Source organism: Streptomyces sp. Z423-1 (genome assembly GCF_013009255.1).
Classification (GTDB): Bacteria; Actinomycetota; Actinomycetes; order Streptomycetales; family Streptomycetaceae; genus Streptomyces; species Streptomyces gossypiisoli.
Window position 1 is genome coordinate 7,928,919 of sequence record NZ_CP053109.1, and the last position, 19,031, is coordinate 7,947,949.

The following is a 19,031-nucleotide window of genomic DNA, read 5'->3' on the forward strand; positions in this document are numbered from 1 at the left end:
ACGGAGTGCGGGCCGAGTGGCCGGACACCCGAGGCGAGACGCTCACGCTCAGCTCAGTCACATTCAGCAATTGTCGCGCTGAGCAGCAGAGATGCAGGTGCTCTGCGGCAAGGGGAGGGGGCCTTTGGTCATCGTGGATTTTGAAGACCGGGCGACCCAACCGCCCTTGTCGCCCGATTTTTTGCGCGGCCCGATTTCAAGATCTATTCGCGCGAACTGAGTTCGACCATTTTAGTGGCCGTCACTCTGTGTGATGTGACACTGTGTGACGGGGGTGGTGATCTTGGGGGCGGTCACCGACGCGATCAATGCAGAGATCAACCAGCTCGGTATCGAACCGGTCTCGCCTGGCCTGGCCGAACTGGCAACCAGCCTTGCCCGGTCGGTCGACGAAGCCGATGCGCCGACAGCCCGGGCGGTCGCCGCCCGCGAACTGCGAGCCGTCATGGCTGACCTGCGCAAGCTCGCGCCCGTCCAGTCGAAGGGGGACGCGGTCGATGACATTGCTGAGCAGCGAGCGAAGCGCCGAGCGGCAGCCCGCGAGCGGGTCGCCGACGGATGACGGGAGCGCATACGGCTGGCAGACGCCGCCGATCCAGATTGCCCCGCCGTCCGTGTCGAGCGCCGGGCAGGAAGCGATCGATCTCGCGGCGCGAGCCGGCCTGCACCTGGACCCGTGGCAGCAGCACGTGCTGCGGGTCGGCATGGGGGAGAAGCCGGACGGGAGTTGGTCGGCGTTCGAGGTGGCCGTCAACGTGCCGCGGCAGAACGGCAAGGGCGCGCTGATCGAGGCCCGGGAGTTGTGGGGGCTGTTCATTGGCGGCGAGGATCTGATCCTCCACTCGGCGCACGAGTTCAAAGACCTGGATGTCACCACCCCGATTCTGACCGCGAATCGCGGCTGGTCGACGATGGGTGAACTCCGCGATGGCGACGAGGTGTACGGCCCGGACGGGCAGCCGACCAAGGTGCTCGCCGCCCACCCTGTGCTGACCACGAGTCACTGCTACCGGGTGACGTTTGCCGACGGACAGTCATTCGTCGCTGGCTCCGGCCATCTGTGGCAGGTCAGCGAGGTCAGCCGCTCCGGTGCCGTGCAGCAGCGCGTCGTGACCACCGAGGCGATGCGCACGGCGGGCCTGGTTCACACGTGGAAGCGCGAGGGGGGCCGGGATCGCAATGTGTACCGGTGGCGGGTGGAGTTGTCCGAGCCGTTCGACTCGCCGCGCGCTGACCTCCCCATAGACCCATACCTGCTCGGCGCATGGCTCGGGGATGGCGACGTCAGCGGTGGCCGGCTCACGGTTGGCGCGCAGGACCTGCCGGACTTCCTTGCTGTTCTGGATGCGCTCGGGGAGAAGTATCACGTCGCGCCGGACAAGCGGACCGATGGCCGCGTGTACTGCGTGGGCGTGTATGGCCTGCGTGCTCGCCTGCGGGACGTTGGTGTGCTGGGTGACAAGCGAATCCCTGACGTGTACGCCATGGCGTCCATAGAGCAGCGGCGCGCGTTGTTGGCCGGAGTCCTCGACACGGACGGCACCGTGTCCGCGCACCAGGTCGCCGTGACCATGGTGAACCGGAACCTGATGGAGGATGTGGCGTCGCTGGTGCGCTCGCTGGGCTACCGGGCGACACTGCGGGAGTTCCGTGCGTCCCTTAATGGCCAGGACGCGGGTGCGATGCACCGGGTGCAGTTCTCGGCCGGCTCCAGCGAGCCCTTCCGACTTGCGAGGAAGAACGCTGCCATCAAACGGCTCAAGTCTGGGCGATCGCGCTACAACGCCGTGGTCGGTATCGAGTTGGTCCCGACGCGGCCCACGCGCTGCATCACCGTGGCCCACGAGTCCGGCTGCTTCGTCGTCGGCCGCGGGTTCACGGTTACGCACAACACGGCGAAGGCCGCGTTCAAGCGCATCGAGCGCCTGATCCGACAGACTCCTGACCTGCATAAACGTGTGAGGACGTACCGGCAGACGGTCGGTGAAGAGGGCATTGAGTTGCACAGCGGCCAGGTGCTCCGCTTCATCGCCCGCTCGAAGGGATCGGGTCGCGGCTTCACTGGGCACTGCAACATCCTCGACGAGGACATGATCCTGGGCGATAACGAGATGGACGCCCTGCTGCCCACGATGGCGGCCGTCGAGGACCCGCAGATCTGGTACCTGGGGTCGGCGGGCATTGGCGCGCTGTCGGTGCAACTGGCGCGGCTACGGAAGCGGGCCCTGGCGGCGATCGAGGTGGGTGCTCCGGACCCGTCGCTCGCCTACTTTGAGTGGTCGGCGAACCTGCACGTCAAGGAGTGCCCGAAGGGCTGCACGGCCCATGACGACCCGGCTTCCGACGAGGCGGTAATGAAGGCGAATCCCGCCGTCGGATACCGGCTGACGCTGGAGAAGGTGGCGAAGGAGCGGGCGACGCTGAGCCCTGAGGGCTATGCCCGCGAGCGGCTCGGGGTGGGGGAGTACCCGTCCGACGAGGGCGACGCGTGGGCGGTCATCGGCAAGGACGTCTGGGAGGCGCTGGCGGACGGCGACAGCCAGATGGACGACCCGGTGGCCCTGGCCGTCGACGTCACACCGGAGCGGTCGCACGCGTCGATCTGTGCGGCCGGCCGGAACGGTGAGTTCGTGCACGTCGAGGTCGTCGACAACCGGCCCGGCACCGACTGGGTTCCTGGCCGCCTGCGGGAGCTGGCGGAACGTCACGGGCCGCGCTGCGTGGTCATCGACCCGGGCAGCCCGGCGGGAGCGCTCATCACCGAGGTGGTCGAGAAGCTGAAGGTCGACCCGGACGCCGAGGTCGACGAGGACGAGGAGCCTCGGCTCCTCATGCCGGTCGTCCAGACAAAGACGCGGGATGTCGTCCAGGCCACCGGCCAGTTCTACGACGCCGTGGTCTCAGGCCGGGTTCGTCACCTGGACCAGGCGCCGCTGGCGACCGCATTGGCGGGCGCCCGTAAGCGCGACCTGGGTGAGGCGTGGGCGTGGGCCCGGCGCGGGGTTGGTGTGGACATCACGCCCCTGGTCGGTGTGACGCAGGCACGTTGGGGCGTCTTCGTGGAGATCGAGGAGCCGGAGGAGGAGGTGGAACCGTGGGCCGAATTCGGGTGACGCCGGCGGGCCGCGCTCGGGCGGGCGTGGTTTCGGGCGGTGCGATGGCGGCGGTGGGTGCCGGTCTCGGGCTCGGCCTCGCGGTGGGTTTGGTCGTGGGCGGGGTGCTGTTGGTGGCGTACTGCCTGCTGCTGCAGGACGTGGACGCTGATGGCGGGGGTGGCGGCCCGTGACGAGCCTGTGGCGGGCCGCTCGCGGACGTGACGAGACGCGGGCTATCAGCACCATCGACGACTATGCGATGGCGCTTCAGGAGGCTCTTGGGTACGGCGGCTGGTCGGCGCTGGGGATCACGCAAACGCAGCCCGGGCAGGCGGCGGAGAAGGCCCCGGGGGACTTGCCGGGGTACGCCCAGTTGTTCGCGACGAACCCGGTGGTCTGGGCTTGCATGGTGGCCCGGCAGATGGTGTTTTCGGCGCCGCGGTTCATCTGGCAGCGACTCAACAACGGTGCCCCCAGTCAGATGTTCGGCACTCAGGATCTGCGGCTGCTTGAGGAGCCGTGGATGGGCGGTACCACTCAGGATCTGCTGTCTCGGGTGATCCAGGACGCTGACCTGAGCGGCAACAGTTACTGGACGGTCGCTGACGACGAGCTGGTGCGGTTGCGTCCCGACTGGACGTACATCGTGCTGGAGCGGCGCCAGTTGCGCGGGGGTGTCCTCGGCTGGCGGAAGCTCGGCTACGTCTACCAGGAGCCGGGCGAGGAGCCTGTGCCGCTGCTCGCGGATGAGGTGGCGCACTTCGCGCCGGTTCCGGACCCGCTTGCGACGTACCGGGGGATGTCGTGGCTGACGCCGGTGATCCGGGAGACGCAGAACGACAACCTGATGGCCACGCACAAGCGGAAGTTCCTGGAGAACGCCGCGACGCCGAACATGGTGGTGCGGCTGGCGCGCGAGGTGAGCCCAGACGCGTTCGCCAAGTTCAAGGCCAAGATGGAGGCCAACCACCGCGGCGTCGAGAACGCCTACAAGACGCTCTACCTGGGCGGTGGCGCGGACGTCACCGTGGTCGGTGCCGACTTTAAGCAGTTGGACTTCGCGAAGGTCCAGGGCGCCGGGGAGACACGCGTGGCTGCTGCCGCGGGGGTGCCTCCCATCATCGTCGGCCTGTCCGAGGGGTTGCAGGCGGCGACGTACAGCAACTACGGGCAGGCCCGCCGGCGCTTCGCGGACGGGACGATCCATCCGCTGTGGCAGAACGCCGCAGGATCGTTCGGCCGCCTTGTGCGACCGCCAGGCGGTGGCCTGTCTGGGGCGGTGCGGCTTTGGTACGACGCGAGGGACGTGCCGTTTCTTCGTGAGGACGCCCGCGACGCTGCGGAGATCCAGGGTGTGCAGTCCCGCACAATCCGCACGCTGGTCGACGCCGGATACACCCCCGAGTCGGTGATGGCCGCGGTGACGGCCAACGACTGGTCTCTGCTTGTCCATACCGGCTTGTTCTCCGTGCAGCTTCAGCGACCCGGAGAGGGAGGGCCGCCGGCCTCCCGCGTCCGCGCCCTGATCGGTGAACTCCAGGACGCACTTCGACCCATTGAGGGAGGGGCCTGAGATGCCCGTCATGCAGTCCGTCGCCCGCGACCTCCAGCGGTCGGCGCCGTTCCAGATGCTGCGCGCCGAGGCCGACGAGGAGGGCGACGGGCGCACCCTGTCCGGGTACGCCGCCCTGTTCGGCGAGCCGACCGAGATCAACTCGTGGGAAGGGAACTTCACCGAGACGATCCGCAAGGGCGCCTTCCGTAAGACGATCCGCGAGAACACCCCGGTCATGCAGTTCGACCACGGCCGGCACCCGCTGATCGGCAGCATCCCGATCGGCTCCATCACGGACCTGCGGGAGGACGATCAGGGCCTCTACGTGGAGGGCCGGATCACGGACAACTGGCTGATGCAGCCGATCCGTGACGCGATCGCCGAGCAGACCGTGAACGGCATGAGCTTCCGGTTCGAGGTGGTCCGTGAGGAGTGGCGCGACGCCAACGGCAAGCTGGTCAAGCCGGAAGAGGTCCTGGACCTTCTGTGGATGCCGGGCGACCGCGGACCGCTGCAACGTGAGTTGATCGAGCTGAAATGCCGTGAGCTCGGGCCGGTCGTCTTCCCCGCTTACGTGGGCACCAGCGTGTCTGTGCGAGCCCGGGACATGGCGGCTGGGCTCATTCACAGCGACCAGATGACCCGCCAGATCCGTGCCTCGCTGGCGCGTGACGCTGCGACCGCGGCGCCTCAGGTGCCCGACGATCCGCAGCTTCGCCGCGAGGTCGCCGCCGTGCTGCTGTACCAGCAGCCGGACCACCAGATCCCCAAGGCCGCGCCGCTTCATGAGGAGCACCCGGCCGTGACACGCACGACTGGCGCGCCGCCCCAGGACGGGCACCCGCCTACCCCGAACACCGCCGACGCGCCGCTCGCCCCAGAGCACCCGTCAGCACCCAATCCGCATGCCATGCGTCTGCGCAGCAACATCCGTGAGATCACCGATCTCATGGGCGCGCGCCTGGCTGAGATCGATAAGGACGAGAGCTGATGGAACTCAGCCACTCCCAGGCGGTGATCCGCCTGAAGGACATCAAGGACGAGCTGGAGAGGCTCGGCGAGAAGACCGACCTGACGGCCGAGGACGAGCGCACCTTCGAGGAGCTCACCCGCGAGTTCGGTGAGGTCGACGACCACCGCCGCCAGCTGGAGCGCAAGGCCGCTCTGGAGAGGGTGCGGTCTTCGACGACGGCGATCGAGCGCGGCCCGTCCGCCACGAAGATCGAGGGCGGGACGCCGGTCAACTCCCGCGACTCCTACGACCTGGACCCGATCCTGCACCCGGACTCGGTGGAGGACTGCCGGTTCCGCAACCCGTGGGACCTGTCCGAGATGCGGGTCTTCGGCCGGTCGAAGGAGGACATCAGTACCGAGCTGCGATCCCGCGCGAAGTCGGCGATCGAGAAGATGCGGGGCTGCAACGACCGCATCCGTTCCACCGCGACGGACATCATGGAGCGCTGGGACGACGAGAACGGCACCATCGCCCGACTCTGCCTTGCCACCAGCTCCCCGGAGTATCTCCGCGCCTGGTCGAAGATGGCCCGCGGCCACGCCCACATGATCACGCCGGAGGAGCAGCACGCCTTGGAGCGGGCGATGTCTCTCACCGACAATGAGGGCGGCTACCTGGTGCCGTTCCAGCTGGACCCGACGATCATCCTCACGTCGGACGGGTCCAAGTCGGACATCCGCATGGCTGCCCGCAAGGTCATCGCGACCGGCGACGTGTGGAACGGCGTCTCCGCCGGCGCGGTGTCGTGGCGGTGGGCGGCGGAAGGCTCCGAGGCCGGGGACAACGCCCCCAGCTTCGGCCAGCCGACCGTGCCGGTCCACAAGGCTGACGGGTTCGTCCCGATCTCGATCGAAGCCCTCCAGGACGAAGCCAACGTCACCACCGAAGTCGGACGCCTCCTCGCGGAGGGCAAGGACATCTTGGAGGCCGAGGCGTTCGCCACGGGCACCGGCTCCGGACAGCCCACCGGCATCGTCACCGCCCTCGCCGGCACCTCCAGCGAGGTGGCGCCGACCACGCCGGAGACGTTCGCGGCGGCGGACATCTACAAGATGGAGGAGTCCCTCCCGGCCCGCTACCGGCGCAACGGCTCGTGGGTGGCGAACAAGCGCATCTACAACCTGGTGCGCCAGTTCGACACGTCCGGCGGCGCGGACCTGTGGGAGCGGATCGGCAACGGCCAGCCGAACGAGCTGCTCGGCTATCCGGCGCTGGAGTCTGAGGACATGGACGGCACGTTCAGTGCCACCGTGACCGCCGACAACTACATCCTCGTCTTCGGCGACCTGTCCAACTACGTCATCGCCGACCGGATCGGTATGACGATCGAGTTCCTGCCGCACCTGGTGGGCACCAACCGCAGGCCCACGGGGCAGCGTGGGTGGTACGCCTGGTACCGGGTCGGTGCCGACAGCGTGAACAACGCCGGCATGCGGCTGCTGAACGTCGAAACCACCGCCTGACACGACGACCTGACGCGCGGCCCGGGAGCCTTCTGCTTCCGGGCCGCGCGGCGCAGAGAGGAGATGTGCTGTGGCGATCAAGCGCTGCAAGGCGTCGTTCGCGGCGTCGGTGCGAGGTGTGCCCCGAGTGATGAGGGTGGGTGCGCTCGTCAGCGACGACGACCCTGTCCTGAAGGGGAGGGAGCATCTGTTCGAGGATGTCGAGGCAGCCGTGCAGGAACCCGTCCGCGTCGAGGACGCGTCGGCCGCGCCGGGCCGCCGCCGGTCGCTGACCCGGCAGGCTGTCAAGAAGGCGGCGGCGAAGCCCAAGCCCGCCAAGCAGGAGAGCGAGCAGTCCGGGCCGCAGGCTGCGGACGGTGCCAAGGAGGGGACGGCATCATGAGGCGCAGCCTGTACAACACGGCGCTGACCCGGCCGACGATCGCGCCGGCCGCCGAGCGGACCGCGACCGTGACCGGGGCCGCTGTGGACCGGATGACCGACGAGGGCGGTTTCCGTTCGGCGATGGCCGTCGTCAACGCTGGTGTGGTCACCGACGGCACCCACACCGTCGTACTGGAGGACTCCCCGGACAACTCGGTGTGGACGCCGGTTGCGGACGAGTTCCTCCAGGGCAGCGAGCCCGCGATCACGTCGGCGAACGACGGCACCGTCTACGAGATCGGCTACACCGGGCACCAGCGGTACCTTCGCGTCGTCGTCAACGTCACCGGCTCTCCGGTGACCGGCGGCTTCTACGACGCAGTGATCCTGCTGGGCTGGCCGCGGCACATGCCGCCCGCGAGGGCCTGACGGGGGGCAGCGGTGCCGTTCGATCTCGGCGCCACGGTGCGCTTGACCGGAGAGTGCCGGGACCCGGGCGGCACCCTCACCACTGCAGCGACGGCCGTTGTGACGGTAACCCTGCCGGACGGGACGGCCGCCACGCCAGCCGTCACCGAGGAGGACACGGGCGTCTACAGGGCCGACTACGTGACCGAGCAGCCGGGGCGGCACTCGGTGCGCTGGGTGTGGACCGGGCCGGCCGCCGCCTACACGGATGTCTTCGACGTGCAGGAGGCAGCGGCCCCGGCGATCCTTTCGCTGGCCGACGCCAAGAAGCATCTCAACATCACCAGTGCGCGGGATGACGACGAGATCCGATTTTGGAACAACGCCACGACGAAGGCCGTGGAGTACTACGTCGGCCCCGTCGTCCCGCGCTCCTTCACTGAGCAGCACCAGGTGTGTGACGCACGCACGGTCGTGCTGCTCAAGACACCTGTCATCGCCGTGACAGCCGTTGACACTTTGACCGCGGGAGGCACCGCCTACGCGGTCGACGACTTGGACGTGGACGGCGCCACCGGCGAGGTGTTCCGCCTGGACGGTGGTCGGTTGTCGGGTCGGCTGCTCTTCACCTACCGGGCCGGCCGCATGGTCGTGCAGGAGCACATCACCGCCGGGGCGCGCATCATCCTGGAGCACCTGTGGCGCACCCAGCGGCCCGCGCGCGGCGGACTGGCTGGCGGCGGCGAGGACTACAGCGTCACCGAACCCATCCCCGGCCTCGGCTATGCCGTGCCGAACCGCGCGCTTCAGCTGCTGGAGCCGGACCGACTTCCCCCGGGGGTGGCGTAGTGGGCTCACGAGTGCCCGAGATCATCGATCAGTTGGTCATGCTCGGAAAGGCGGATCCGGACCTGTCTGACGTCCGCGTGTCGGATGGCCCGGAGGTCACCGACGACTCGGCCATGGACTGGCTGATCGTCGGCTTTGATGGCGACCCGAACGGCGACTTCCAGGCCGCGCAGAGCGTGGGCGGCTGGTCCGACCTGCGCACTGGCCGCGAGGAGCAGTTCCAGGTCACCGTCGCGGCGATCTCCCAGCGAGGTGACACCGATGTGCGGGCCGCCCGCGCCCGGGCCTACGAGATTGGCGCACGGGTCGAGGCGTGGCTGCGCGCCGAACCCAGCATCGGGCTGCCTTCGCTGGAAGCCGGCATCGAAGCCACCCAGTTGACCCAGGATCAGACGAATCAGGGCGTGCAGGCCGTGCTGCTGCTGACGGTGGCTGGCCGCGCCTTCACCTAAGGAGACACGACATGGCTGCACTCACGACGACGGTGGTGCCGCTGACCGGCGCGGCTGTCGCGTACACCGCGGCGGCGGCGGGCGGTGACGACTGCGCCACCGGTGCCGGTGTGCTGCTGCTGGTCAAGAACGACGATGCCTCCAGCCACACCGTGACGCTGGTGACGCCGGGCACCGTCAACGGTCTGGCGATCGCCGACCGGCAGGTGGCCGTCGCGGCTGGCGCCGAGGTCGCGATTCCCGTCACGAACGACTACCGCGACCCGTCGACCGGGCGGGCCGCGATCACCTACGACGCGGTCACCTCGGTGACGGTCGCTGTCATCCGGGTGCCGGTGTCATGAGTCAGGTGACGATGTCGCACCCCGATCTTGATCAGCAGATCGAAGTTGACGAGGTGTCGGTGCCGCACTACCAGGCGTCGGGCTGGCAGGTCGTCACGGAGCGGCCGGACAAGACCACGAAGGCCGCGGCGAGGCGCCGCCGGCAGACCCTGAGGGGAGATGAAAGCTGATGGCGACTCCGATCAACGCGTCGATCCGCTACTACCGGCGCGGCACCACGAAGGTGCTGTGGGTACCGGCGATCGCGAACAAGAACAGCCCGACCCGGGCGGAGCTGAACGCGGGCACGGCCCTGGAGGGCGAGACCGGCGCGATGGCGGGCTGGCAGACCACGTCCGGCACCGTTCCCACCCCGGCCCTCGGCTCGCGGTTCACGCCGGTCGTGGGCGGTGAGATCACTGCCGCTGACTCCAGTCTCACGTTTTGGGCCTCCAAGGACGGCGACGACGTCCGCACCCTGCTGACCCGCGAGGCCACGGGATTCATCGTGTGGATGGACGAGGGCGACGTGCCCGGGCAGACGATGGACGTCTACCCCGTGACGGTCACCTCACAGGCCAAGGTGCGTGAGCTCGATCAGGCGGCGCAGATCATGGCCCAGTTCGCCATCACGTCCGAGCCGGCCGAGAACGTCACCATCCCCGCCTGAGAGGAGGCTGGGCGATGCCGAGTTCGGTACAGATCCTGGGCACCGGTCAGCTGGTGGAAGTCTCCCGCCGCCTGCGCAGCGCGGGCGGCCCGAGGCTGCGGCAGAACATGGGCCGCCGGATCCGGCGGGCGGCCGAGCCGCTGCACAAGGACCTGCAGAACGCAGTGCGAACAATGCCCTTGCAGTCCGAGGGGCGGAAGCGAAACCGAGACGGCCGCACTCCGCACGGGGGGCCATCGCCGACAACGCGCCCATTCCGGCAGATGCTCGCTGGCGGTGTCCGGCTCTCTGTGCGCACCACGGGCAATCCGGGCGCGCGCATCTGGATCGACCGAAGCCGGATCGAACCGAAGGCCAGGAACGTGCTCAACCAGATCAACAAGGACGGCCGGTTGCGGCACCCCGTGTTCGGTAATCGCAAGCGCTGGGTGAACCAGAGGTCTCAGGCGGGCTGGTGGTCGCGCACCGTCGCGGCTGGCACGCCGCGCATGCGCGCCGAAGTGGAGCGGATCCTCGGCGATGTCCGCCGGAATCTCCAGTGAAAAGGAACCCCACATGATCATCACCCATGTGCAGGACGACGGCACCGCGCTCCGCGTGTCCACCGACGACCTGTCGGCGCTGGAGGCGGCGGCCATCGAGGAAGCCATGGGCGACGTGCCCTGGCGGGCTATCGAGGGCAGGCTGCAGGCGCAGGACCCCACCGCGATGCGGGCCGTCCTGTGGGCGTTCCGCCGCCGTGACGACCCCGGCCTTGAGTTCGACAAGTTCGACATTCCGGGCTGGCGGCGTCGGCTCAGGGCGCGCATCGAGCGCGTCGAGATCGACGAGGCCCTGACCAACATCATGCGCGAGGCGCTCGCCAAGAGCGAGGACAGCACCATCGACGCGGTCGCGCCGCACCTGCGGAAGCTGGCCGACAACCCGGACGACGTCGACGCTGCCCTCGACGCCCTGGGAAAAGGCCACTTGATGCGCCGCCTGAAGGACTCCGCGGCCTGATCCAGCAGTACGAGCCGCTGCTCATGCACTACCTGCACATCCAGCCATCCGAGATCGACCGGCTGTCCATCGAGCGGTTCCTGCGCCTGGTCGCCTGGGTCCAGCAGCACGCCGCCACGCGGTAAGGAGGTGGCCGGTGCCGGAGCGCCTCACCTTCACCCTCGCTGGCCGGGACGAACTGTCGCGCGTGATGAACGGGACAGCCGACTCCGCGGACCGGCTGCGGCTGCGGCTGGCCGGCATCACCGCCGACGCTGACGGAAACCTGCGCGACTTGCAAGGCCGGTTCCTGTCACTGGCCGAAGCCCAGCGTTTGGTCGACGACAGGGCGGGCGCGGTCCGGCGGAGCATGACGTCCATGTCGGACGCGGCCGGTGCGTTCGGTGAGTCCCTCAAGGCGAACTTGATCAGCCTGCTGCCCGCGGCGATCCCGGCTGTGGCCGGGCTCGCCGGATCGGCCGCTGTGCTGGCCGGGCAGCTCGGCGCTGTCGGTGTAGCGGCTGGCGCCTACGCGCTCGCACTCGGTCCCCAGATCTCCGCCATCAGCGAGGCCGTCGAAGCGCAGCAGAAGTACGAGGACGCTGTCGCGGAGTCCGGCGCCCAGTCCGAGGAAGCGATCAAGGCGCAGTTGGAGTACCAGCGGCAGCTAGCGAAGATGCCGCCTGCCACCCGTGAGGCCGCCGTCGCGGTAGGTCTGCTGAAGGACAACTACCAGGAGTGGAGCGACGCGCTCTCTGACGACGTGATGGCCCCGTTCATCAAGGGCGTCGCCGTCACCAATGAACTGCTGCCCAAGACGACCGGGCTGGTCGAGGGCGCGTCCGGCCAGTTCGACCGCCTGATCACCCTCGTCGGTGGTGCCATCGCCACGCCGGGCTTCGACGCCATGGCCAAACGGTTTGAGCACTTCGCGACGGACACCCTCACCAACGGCGTCGACCGGTTGACGATCTTCCTGGCCAAGCTGCAGAGCGGCCAGTACGACGGTGGCCAGCTGCAGCAGTGGTGGGACTACTCCCGGGAGGTCGGGCCCGTCGTGGCCGACACCCTGGAGAACGTCGCCGACGCCCTGCTCAACGTGCTGGAAGCCGGGGCCGACGTCGGCGTCGGCATGCTCGATGTCGTCAACGTCCTGACAGGCATCGTCTCTGCGGTGCCGCCGGAGGCGATCGCCGTCATCCTCCAGTTGGCCATTGCCATCAAAGCGGTGAAGCTGGCCGCTGCAGGCATGGCCGCCGCGAGCACGGCGCTGGCCGCGTTCGGCGTCCAGATCGCCGCCATGCGCACGGCCGCAGCCGCAGCCCCAGGTCCGCTCGCCGCGACCGGAGCAGCCATCGGCGCCCTGTCCCGTACCGCCAAGCTCGCCATGGCCGGCACCGGTATTGGTCTGCTGCTCATCACCTTGGGCTCGCTGTCGTCGGCAGCGGAGGAGCCGCAGCCGGACATCGACAAGCTGTCCACGTCGCTCATCGAACTGGGCAGGTCCGGGAAGGTGTCCGGCGAAGCCCTGCGCGTGTACGGCGCCGACCTCAGCGCCCTGTCCGCCGCCCTCGACACCATCTACAAGCCGTCCAACATGGAGGCTTTCCTCCAGGGCTGGGCCGAGCTTCTCGGCATGGACTCCACCGGCGTCGAGCAAGCCAAGGAACGGATCGACGGTGTCGACCAGGCGCTCGCCTCCCTCGTCTCCGAGGGGCGCCTGCCCGAGGCTGCCGCGGCGGCGGACATGTTCGTCAAGAAGCTTGGTCTACAGGGTGAGGAAGCGGCACAGTTCCGGTCCGAGCTGGACGGCTACAACGACGCGCTCGCCGGCCACGCCCTTGAGCAGAAGCTCGCGGCCGAAGCCATGGGCGCCTTCGGCGACCAGGCACTGGAAGTGCAGGCGAAGCTGGACGCGCAGAAGCAGAGCGCGGACGGACTCCGCCAGTCCATCATCGCGCTGAACGAGGTCAACCGAGCGGCACTCGACGCGCAGGCCGCGTTCGAGGAGTCCATCGACAAGGCAGCCGAAGCCGCCAGCGAGTACGGCAACGTGTGGGCCGCGAACGGCGGAAAGCTGGACCTGACCACAGAGAAGGGGCGGGGCGCATACCGGGCACTGTCCGACCTGGCCGCCAAAACGAACGAGGCGACGACCGCGGCGCGTGAGTCTGGCGCATCCTGGTCGGAGGCGAACGGTATCTACGAGCAGGGCCGCCAGAAGCTCATCGCGAGCGCCGTCCAGATGGGCCTCACCCGGGGTGAGGCAAAGAGCCTCGCCGACCAGATCCTCAAGACGCCCGACAAGACCGCGAAGCTCCGAGCCAACATGGAGGATTTGCAAAAGAAGCTGGATAGCGCCAAGTCCCAGCTGAAGCGGGTGCCCGATTCGCGCAAGGCGAAGGTCCGAGCCAACATCGACCAGTTGACGCGACAGCTGGAAGCGGCGCGCCGCCAGCTGAACGGGCTGGACGGCAAGACAGCCACCACCTACGTGGTCACCCGGTACATCGTCCAGGGGGCCACCGGCGAGGCACGCAACCGTGATCGGCTGCGCCCGGGCAGCTACGCCCAGGGCGGCCTGATCCGCGGCTACGCCGATGGTGGACTCATCCCGGGATTCCCCGACGGCGGGCTGCTGCGCGGGCCGGGCACTCCGACGTCGGACAGCATCCTGCTATGGGGGTCGACCGGCGAATACATGGTGCGCGAGGCGGCCGTCGACCACTACGGGCAGGAATTCTTCGACGCCCTCAACGCCAAGGAAATCCCCATCGGCCGTGCCGCACCACAACCGGGCATGCCAGCGGCGTCGGCGCCATCGTCAGGCGAACAGCGGCCAAGCGTAGTCAACAACTACACGTTCAATGCCCGGAAGTCTGTCGTCGACTTCGACGACTTCAGGCTGTGGCAGCGGCAGGAGGAGGCGCGGCAGCGTGTGGGGAGGCCCCGGTAGATGCCCCTGATTACAGCGCCGGTTGTCACACCGCCGCAGCCGGACACCCCGCCACCGGTCGACTTGCCGGAGATCGGGTATGCGTCGGTCACCTACGTCGATCCGGTGGGCACGCGCTGGCCGATGACCGATCTGAGCGCCGAGTGGTACACGCTCGCGGAGGGCGTGTCCGGGCTGGGGGCGGCACCGTATGTGCTGACTTCTGATCCGCATCCGCGCGGCGGGGCACGGCTGCGGCATGTGCAGCCGCAGCCTCGCACGATCGTGTGGCCGGTCCTCGTCAAGGGCTCCGACCACATGGCGTTCACCGCGAACTGGCGGGCCCTCAGTAGGGCCTTTACTCGCACCCTGCGGCGCGGGCCGGACGGCACCCGCACTCCGGGCACGCTGGAGGTGGCCCGCCCGGACGGCACCAAACGCACGATCGCCGTCTACTACCAGGAAGGCTGGGACGGCCAGGGGCGGACTGCGACTGGCATCACCTGGGACAGCGCGGTCGTCACCTTGTGGTGCGAGGACCCGTACTGGGTGGACGCAGAGACCGTTACCGTGCACCGCCAGCAGGGCACCGGCGAGGATTACCTGCAGCCGTACCCGTCCGTCAGCTCCTCACAGGTGCTCGGCGCCACGACCGTGACCAATCCCGGCGACACGGTGGTGTGGCCGACCTGGACGATCACCGGCCCGGCGTCGTTGGTGACATTCACCCACCAGGGCACGGGCGAGTCGTTCGAGCTGGACCCGACCGCAGTCGGACACGGCAACTTGCTCGCCGGGGAGAAGGTCACGGTCCGCACGGACCCGGTGCAGGTCCGCTACCAGGACGGTTCGAACTGGGTGGGGTCCCTGAACTGGCCGGACGCTGTGCTGTGGGGCTTGGACCCTGGCGACAATCCCGTGACCTTCCAGCTGGACGGCTCCGGGCCCACCTCCGCCGTCGACATGTCTTTCAACCCCAGGTACGAGACGGCCTGACCGGCGAGGGGGTGGACCGTGGCGATCCAGCTCCTCGTCACTGACGAGGGCCTCGCCGTGCAGGGGGATCCGCTCGCCGACTGGACAGCGCTGGACGCCACGCTGCGCTTCAACGAGCCAGGAAGCGGCTCGGTGGACTTGGTCGCACACCCCTACGTCATGGCGCAACTCCAGCCAGGTCATCGCCTTGTCGTCATCCGTGACGGTGAGATCTGGATGGCCGGCCCCATGGAGATCACGCAGGACTATTCCTGGGGCATCGGCAGTGAGGGCGAGGCCCCACCAGGCAAGGTGCGGGTCAACTTCTCCGACGACCTGGCCTTGGCCGCCGGACACATCACGTGGGCCGATCCCGCCGTCACGTGGGCGAACCAGCCCGACACCGCCTCGTACTCGATCACCAGCACCAACGCAGAGACGATCATCCGGACTCTGGTGAACGTCAACTGCGGGCCGGGCGCGCTCGCGGCGCGGCAGATTGCGAATCTGGCCCTCGCCCCCGTGGCCGGCGTCGGCACGACGACGAGCGTGAATACCCGCTTCGAGGGTCTGCTGGCGGCGTGCCGCCGGGTGGCGATCGACGGCGGCGGCCTCGGTTTCCGCACCAGACAGACCTCGTCTCAGATCGAGTTCGAGGTGTACGCACCCGTCGACCGGACGGCGACGGCCCGATTCGCCGAAGGGCTCGGCAACCTGCGCGCCGTCACCTACAAACAGAGCGCACCGACGGTCACCCACGCCCTGGTGCAGGGGTCGGAGGTCGAGGCTCCGGCGGACCGCAAGTTCGTCGAGGTCGCCGACGCCGTCGCGGCGTCCGCGTGGTGGCGGGTGGAGCAGCTCGTCAGCGGCACCGCCGAGACCGACACCAACGGCGAACTCACCCAGGACGGCAACGAGGCACTCGCCGGCGGCGCGGCCCCGGTGGAGCTCGCGACCGTGACGGTCGACACCGAGGACCTGAAGGCGGGCCGGGACTACACCCTCGGCGACCGAGTGACGGTCGCGTTGCCGACCGGGCTGGAGGTGGCCGACCTGGTCCGCAGCATCCACTTGCAGGCCACCCCGACCAGCGGCGAGTACGTCACGTCGCTGGTGGGCTCGCCTGAGGCTACGAGCGATCCGCAGATGGTGCGGCTGGTACGAGAACTGGGCCGACGGCTCGGACGACTGGAAGCGAGGTAACCGATGGCCCAGAACTCGTGGCCGTCGCCCAACTACAACGCCCGCAACGTCACGGACGCCGAGTACGAGAAGTTGGCCTCGCGGTTCAGCGACGATGGGGTGTACGGCGACCCGAACGACACCGCGGTGGTGTCCGCTGGGGTGGGTCTGTCGGCGGATGTTCGCGCCGGGGTGTATGCGTCCGTGCGCGGGCACGCTTGGTACTCCGGCACGACCACCGTGAACCTGCCCGTCAGCGCCAACGCGAGCGGCTCCACGCGGGTGGACTGGGTGGTGCTGCGCCTGGACCGCGCGACGTGGGACCTGCGGGCCACCCTCCGCGAGGGCACCCCGGGCGCGGGTGCCCCGGCGCTGGTGCAGGACACCGGCGACACGGGCGTGTACGAGATCCCGCTCGCCCAGGTGACCATCCTCAACGGTGCGAGCGTGGTGTCCGTGACGAGGGTTGAGCAGTACGTGGGGACTCGGCTGCGGCCCTGCACGTCGCTCAGCCGCCCGGCCCTGCCGCGCCGCGGCGAGGTCGGCTACGAGCTGGACACAGGACGACTGATCCTGTGGAACGGCGCCGCGTGGATCGTCGTCTACTCCGACTCCGGCGTCATCAACGTCTCCTCCGCCTTGTCGTCATGGGAAGTGGGGATTACGCCGGTCATCTGGGAGCGCAACGGAAACGTCCACTTCAGGCTGGGTGAGTTCGATCGGGTGGGGTCGAGCTTTAGCGCCGCGTCGGACAGTCGGCTGCCGGTGCTGATCCCGGCGGCGTACCGGCCCACCCACCACATCTACGCGGTGGCGTATCTGACCGGGTCACGGATCGGACGCTGCACCGTCTACGCCACTACCAACAGCCGCGCTGGGCAGGTGTGGCTGACCCAGCATCCCGGCATCTCGACGGGCGACGTCGTGATGCCGAACAGCGTCTCGTGGGTGGTGTGACATGGCACGTGCGAAATTCGGCGCCGGTGTGGCGGACTTTGTGGTGCAGCCCTCGGACGGGCTGTGGGGTGTCGCCGCGGGCGCGGTGGTGACCTTCTGGGACGACGCCGACGGCGGCATGCAGTACACCGACCTGCTGGACGCCACCGGTACGCCGATCACCCAGGTGACGACGGACGAGTTCGGGGCGCTGCCGGAGTTTTCCGGCCCGGACGGGATCCTCGGCATGTGGGCCGAGGCGGCAGGCGGCAGCACGCGGGCGTGGATCGCGACCCGAGACCTCAGCAGCAACGCGTTGACGAGCCTCGACTGGCTCGTGGTCACGGACCCCGTCTTCGGCGCCGCCGGTGACGGCGTCCGCGACGACACCGCGTCCATCCAGGCCGCGATCGACGCGGCGACCACGGTGCCGGGCGGCACCGTCTACATCCCGCGCGGCACGTACATGCTGTCGCAGCCGCTACTGCTGCCTGCCGGTGAGGCGCCGACGATCGTCGGTTCCGGGTGGACGTCGGTGCTGAAGCTGGCGATCGGCGCTGACTGCTACGCGATCGAGATGTCGGGTGCGGACACGCGGGTCGCGATCAAGGATCTGACGATCGACGGCAACGAGTCCGGGCAGACTGCAGCGTCGGGCGGGATCTACGGGGCCGGGGCGGTGGCGTGCAGGATCGACAACGTGCACTTCATCGCCTGCCGCGACGACGCCCTGTACCTGGGGCCGCAGACGGGCGGCGCGTTCGGCCACAACAACAGGATCTTCGGCTGCCTTTTCGACCAGTCCATGGGATCGGAGGGCCCCGGCCGGGGCATTCACTGCGACAGCAACGATGAGAATCAGATCGTGGCCTGCGACTTCGAGTTCCTCGGCGGCTCCGGCGGTACGACCTTCGAGACCGCGGTGTGCATCCTCGACCGGGCTGGAACACAGTTCATCGACGCCTGCAACTTCGTGGGCGGCGCCGACAACAACACCAAGGGCATCCGTATTCAGGACGCGTCAGCCACGAAGATCAACGGCTGCAATTTCGATGGCACCGCAGGCGACAGCATCTTCATCGTCGGGACCGGGAACGTCATCACCGGCTGCACCATCTTCAGCCCCGGCGAAGTCGGCTCTCTCACCGGCCAAGTCTCCGGCATCCACCTCGAATTCGGCACCCGCGACAACCTGATCGTCGGCAACAGCATCGCCTCCTCGACCACGGCGGGAAAGACGCGCTCGCTGATCCGGGAAGAAGCCACCGGCGACGCCGGGCCGAACCTGATCGTCGGCAACACGCTGATCACCAAGGGCGCGCTGGCGGTCGGCACTGTGGAGATCGATGGCGCGGGCACCGTCTTCACCCACAACCTCGGCGCCGGAACTGCCACGATCGCGACCAAAGCCATCAAGGACGCGGACACCCCACGCGCGAGCACCATTACCCCGGCCGCAGACCCGGACCTGACGCTGGAGGTCGAGGCGAACTCGACTTATGACGTCGAGTGCGTGGCTGTGTGGACCAACGGCGGCGGCGGGATGCGGATGACGTGGATCGCTCCGGCCGGGGCGACGATGACGTGGACCGACAACGACGGCGTCGGCGTGGTCGGCCCGACCGGCGTCGTCACCTTCGCCAGCGCCACCGGCACCACCCTCAAGGGAACGCTGGTCACCGGAGCGACTGCAGGCAATCTCACGCTGTCGTGGGCGCAGAACACGTCGAACACGGCAGACACGGTCCTGCGCGCCGGGTGCGCGCTGAAGCTGACCCGCATCACCTGACCCGCCCTCACCCCGCCGCCCCGCGCCAATGGCCGGGGCT

20 protein-coding genes are annotated in these 19,031 nt (G+C 68.7%); all 20 read left to right on the top strand.

Annotated elements, in window-relative coordinates:
• The first annotated feature begins 277 nt into the window (after positions 1-277).
• The 20 genes from HJD23_RS35920 to HJD23_RS36025 all read left to right on the top strand — a co-directional run bounded on the left by HJD23_RS35920 (position 278) and on the right by HJD23_RS36025 (position 18,991).
• Positions 278-562, top strand: coding sequence for a hypothetical protein (locus HJD23_RS35920; protein ID WP_240981010.1), 285 nt, complete (start codon positions 278-280; stop codon positions 560-562).
• Positions 498-3,113, top strand: a complete 2,616-nt coding sequence (locus HJD23_RS43140) for an LAGLIDADG family homing endonuclease (RefSeq protein WP_206326328.1) — start codon at positions 498-500, stop codon at positions 3,111-3,113. Before HJD23_RS35920 ends, HJD23_RS43140 begins: the two co-directional genes overlap by 65 nt.
• Positions 3,095-3,286 (top strand): hypothetical protein, encoded by a 192-nt coding sequence (locus HJD23_RS35940; protein WP_171117799.1) that lies wholly within the window; start codon positions 3,095-3,097, stop codon positions 3,284-3,286. Before HJD23_RS43140 ends, HJD23_RS35940 begins: the two co-directional genes overlap by 19 nt.
• Complete coding sequence (locus HJD23_RS35945; RefSeq protein WP_171117797.1) at positions 3,283-4,668, top strand: phage portal protein; 1,386 nt, start codon at positions 3,283-3,285, stop codon at positions 4,666-4,668. The genes HJD23_RS35940 and HJD23_RS35945 overlap by 4 nt, the downstream gene beginning before the upstream one ends.
• A 1-nt stretch (position 4,669) precedes the next feature.
• A complete protein-coding gene (locus tag HJD23_RS35950; RefSeq protein WP_171117795.1) occupies positions 4,670-5,641 on the top strand; it encodes an HK97 family phage prohead protease in 972 nt (323 codons plus the stop codon).
• A complete protein-coding gene (locus HJD23_RS35955) occupies positions 5,641-7,128 on the top strand; it encodes a phage major capsid protein (RefSeq protein ID WP_171117793.1) in 1,488 nt (495 codons plus the stop codon). The genes HJD23_RS35950 and HJD23_RS35955 overlap by 1 nt, the downstream gene beginning before the upstream one ends.
• Before the next feature lie 70 nt (positions 7,129-7,198).
• Positions 7,199-7,510 (top strand): hypothetical protein, encoded by a 312-nt coding sequence (locus HJD23_RS35960; RefSeq protein WP_171111918.1) that lies wholly within the window; start codon positions 7,199-7,201, stop codon positions 7,508-7,510.
• The gene (locus HJD23_RS35965) at positions 7,507-7,920 is read left to right on the top strand and encodes a hypothetical protein (RefSeq protein ID WP_206326327.1); all 414 of its coding nucleotides are present in this window, start codon (positions 7,507-7,509) and stop codon (positions 7,918-7,920) included. The genes HJD23_RS35960 and HJD23_RS35965 overlap by 4 nt, the downstream gene beginning before the upstream one ends.
• Before the next feature lie 12 nt (positions 7,921-7,932).
• A complete protein-coding gene (locus HJD23_RS35970; RefSeq protein WP_171117791.1) occupies positions 7,933-8,748 on the top strand; it encodes a hypothetical protein in 816 nt (271 codons plus the stop codon).
• A gap of 11 nt (positions 8,749-8,759) precedes the next feature.
• On the top strand, positions 8,760-9,200 hold the full coding sequence (locus tag HJD23_RS35975) for a hypothetical protein (protein WP_171117789.1): 441 nt from the start codon (positions 8,760-8,762) through the stop codon (positions 9,198-9,200).
• Positions 9,201-9,211: 11 nt separating this feature from the next.
• A complete protein-coding gene (locus HJD23_RS35980) occupies positions 9,212-9,544 on the top strand; it encodes a hypothetical protein (protein WP_171117787.1) in 333 nt (110 codons plus the stop codon).
• The gene (locus tag HJD23_RS35985; protein ID WP_171117785.1) at positions 9,541-9,714 is read left to right on the top strand and encodes a hypothetical protein; all 174 of its coding nucleotides are present in this window, start codon (positions 9,541-9,543) and stop codon (positions 9,712-9,714) included. The genes HJD23_RS35980 and HJD23_RS35985 overlap by 4 nt, the downstream gene beginning before the upstream one ends.
• Complete coding sequence (locus HJD23_RS35990) at positions 9,714-10,193, top strand: hypothetical protein (protein ID WP_206326326.1); 480 nt, start codon at positions 9,714-9,716, stop codon at positions 10,191-10,193. Before HJD23_RS35985 ends, HJD23_RS35990 begins: the two co-directional genes overlap by 1 nt.
• Before the next feature lie 14 nt (positions 10,194-10,207).
• Complete coding sequence (locus HJD23_RS35995; RefSeq protein ID WP_171117783.1) at positions 10,208-10,735, top strand: hypothetical protein; 528 nt, start codon at positions 10,208-10,210, stop codon at positions 10,733-10,735.
• 13 nt (positions 10,736-10,748) lie between these two features.
• Positions 10,749-11,195 carry a hypothetical protein gene (locus HJD23_RS36000; RefSeq protein WP_171117781.1) on the top strand — a complete coding sequence of 149 codons (447 nt, stop codon included), beginning with the start codon at positions 10,749-10,751 and terminating at the stop codon, positions 11,193-11,195.
• A 136-nt stretch (positions 11,196-11,331) separates the two neighbouring features.
• Complete coding sequence (locus HJD23_RS36005) at positions 11,332-14,130, top strand: hypothetical protein (RefSeq protein ID WP_171117779.1); 2,799 nt, start codon at positions 11,332-11,334, stop codon at positions 14,128-14,130.
• The gene (locus HJD23_RS36010; RefSeq protein WP_171117777.1) at positions 14,131-15,105 is read left to right on the top strand and encodes a phage tail domain-containing protein; all 975 of its coding nucleotides are present in this window, start codon (positions 14,131-14,133) and stop codon (positions 15,103-15,105) included.
• An 18-nt stretch (positions 15,106-15,123) separates the two neighbouring features.
• The gene (locus HJD23_RS36015) at positions 15,124-16,287 is read left to right on the top strand and encodes a siphovirus ReqiPepy6 Gp37-like family protein (RefSeq protein ID WP_171117775.1); all 1,164 of its coding nucleotides are present in this window, start codon (positions 15,124-15,126) and stop codon (positions 16,285-16,287) included.
• Positions 16,288-16,290: 3 nt separating this feature from the next.
• Complete coding sequence (locus HJD23_RS36020; RefSeq protein WP_171110408.1) at positions 16,291-17,223, top strand: hypothetical protein; 933 nt, start codon at positions 16,291-16,293, stop codon at positions 17,221-17,223.
• 1 nt (position 17,224) lies between these two features.
• On the top strand, positions 17,225-18,991 hold the full coding sequence (locus HJD23_RS36025) for a right-handed parallel beta-helix repeat-containing protein (RefSeq protein ID WP_171134106.1): 1,767 nt from the start codon (positions 17,225-17,227) through the stop codon (positions 18,989-18,991).
• The last annotated feature ends 40 nt before the right edge of the window (positions 18,992-19,031 follow it).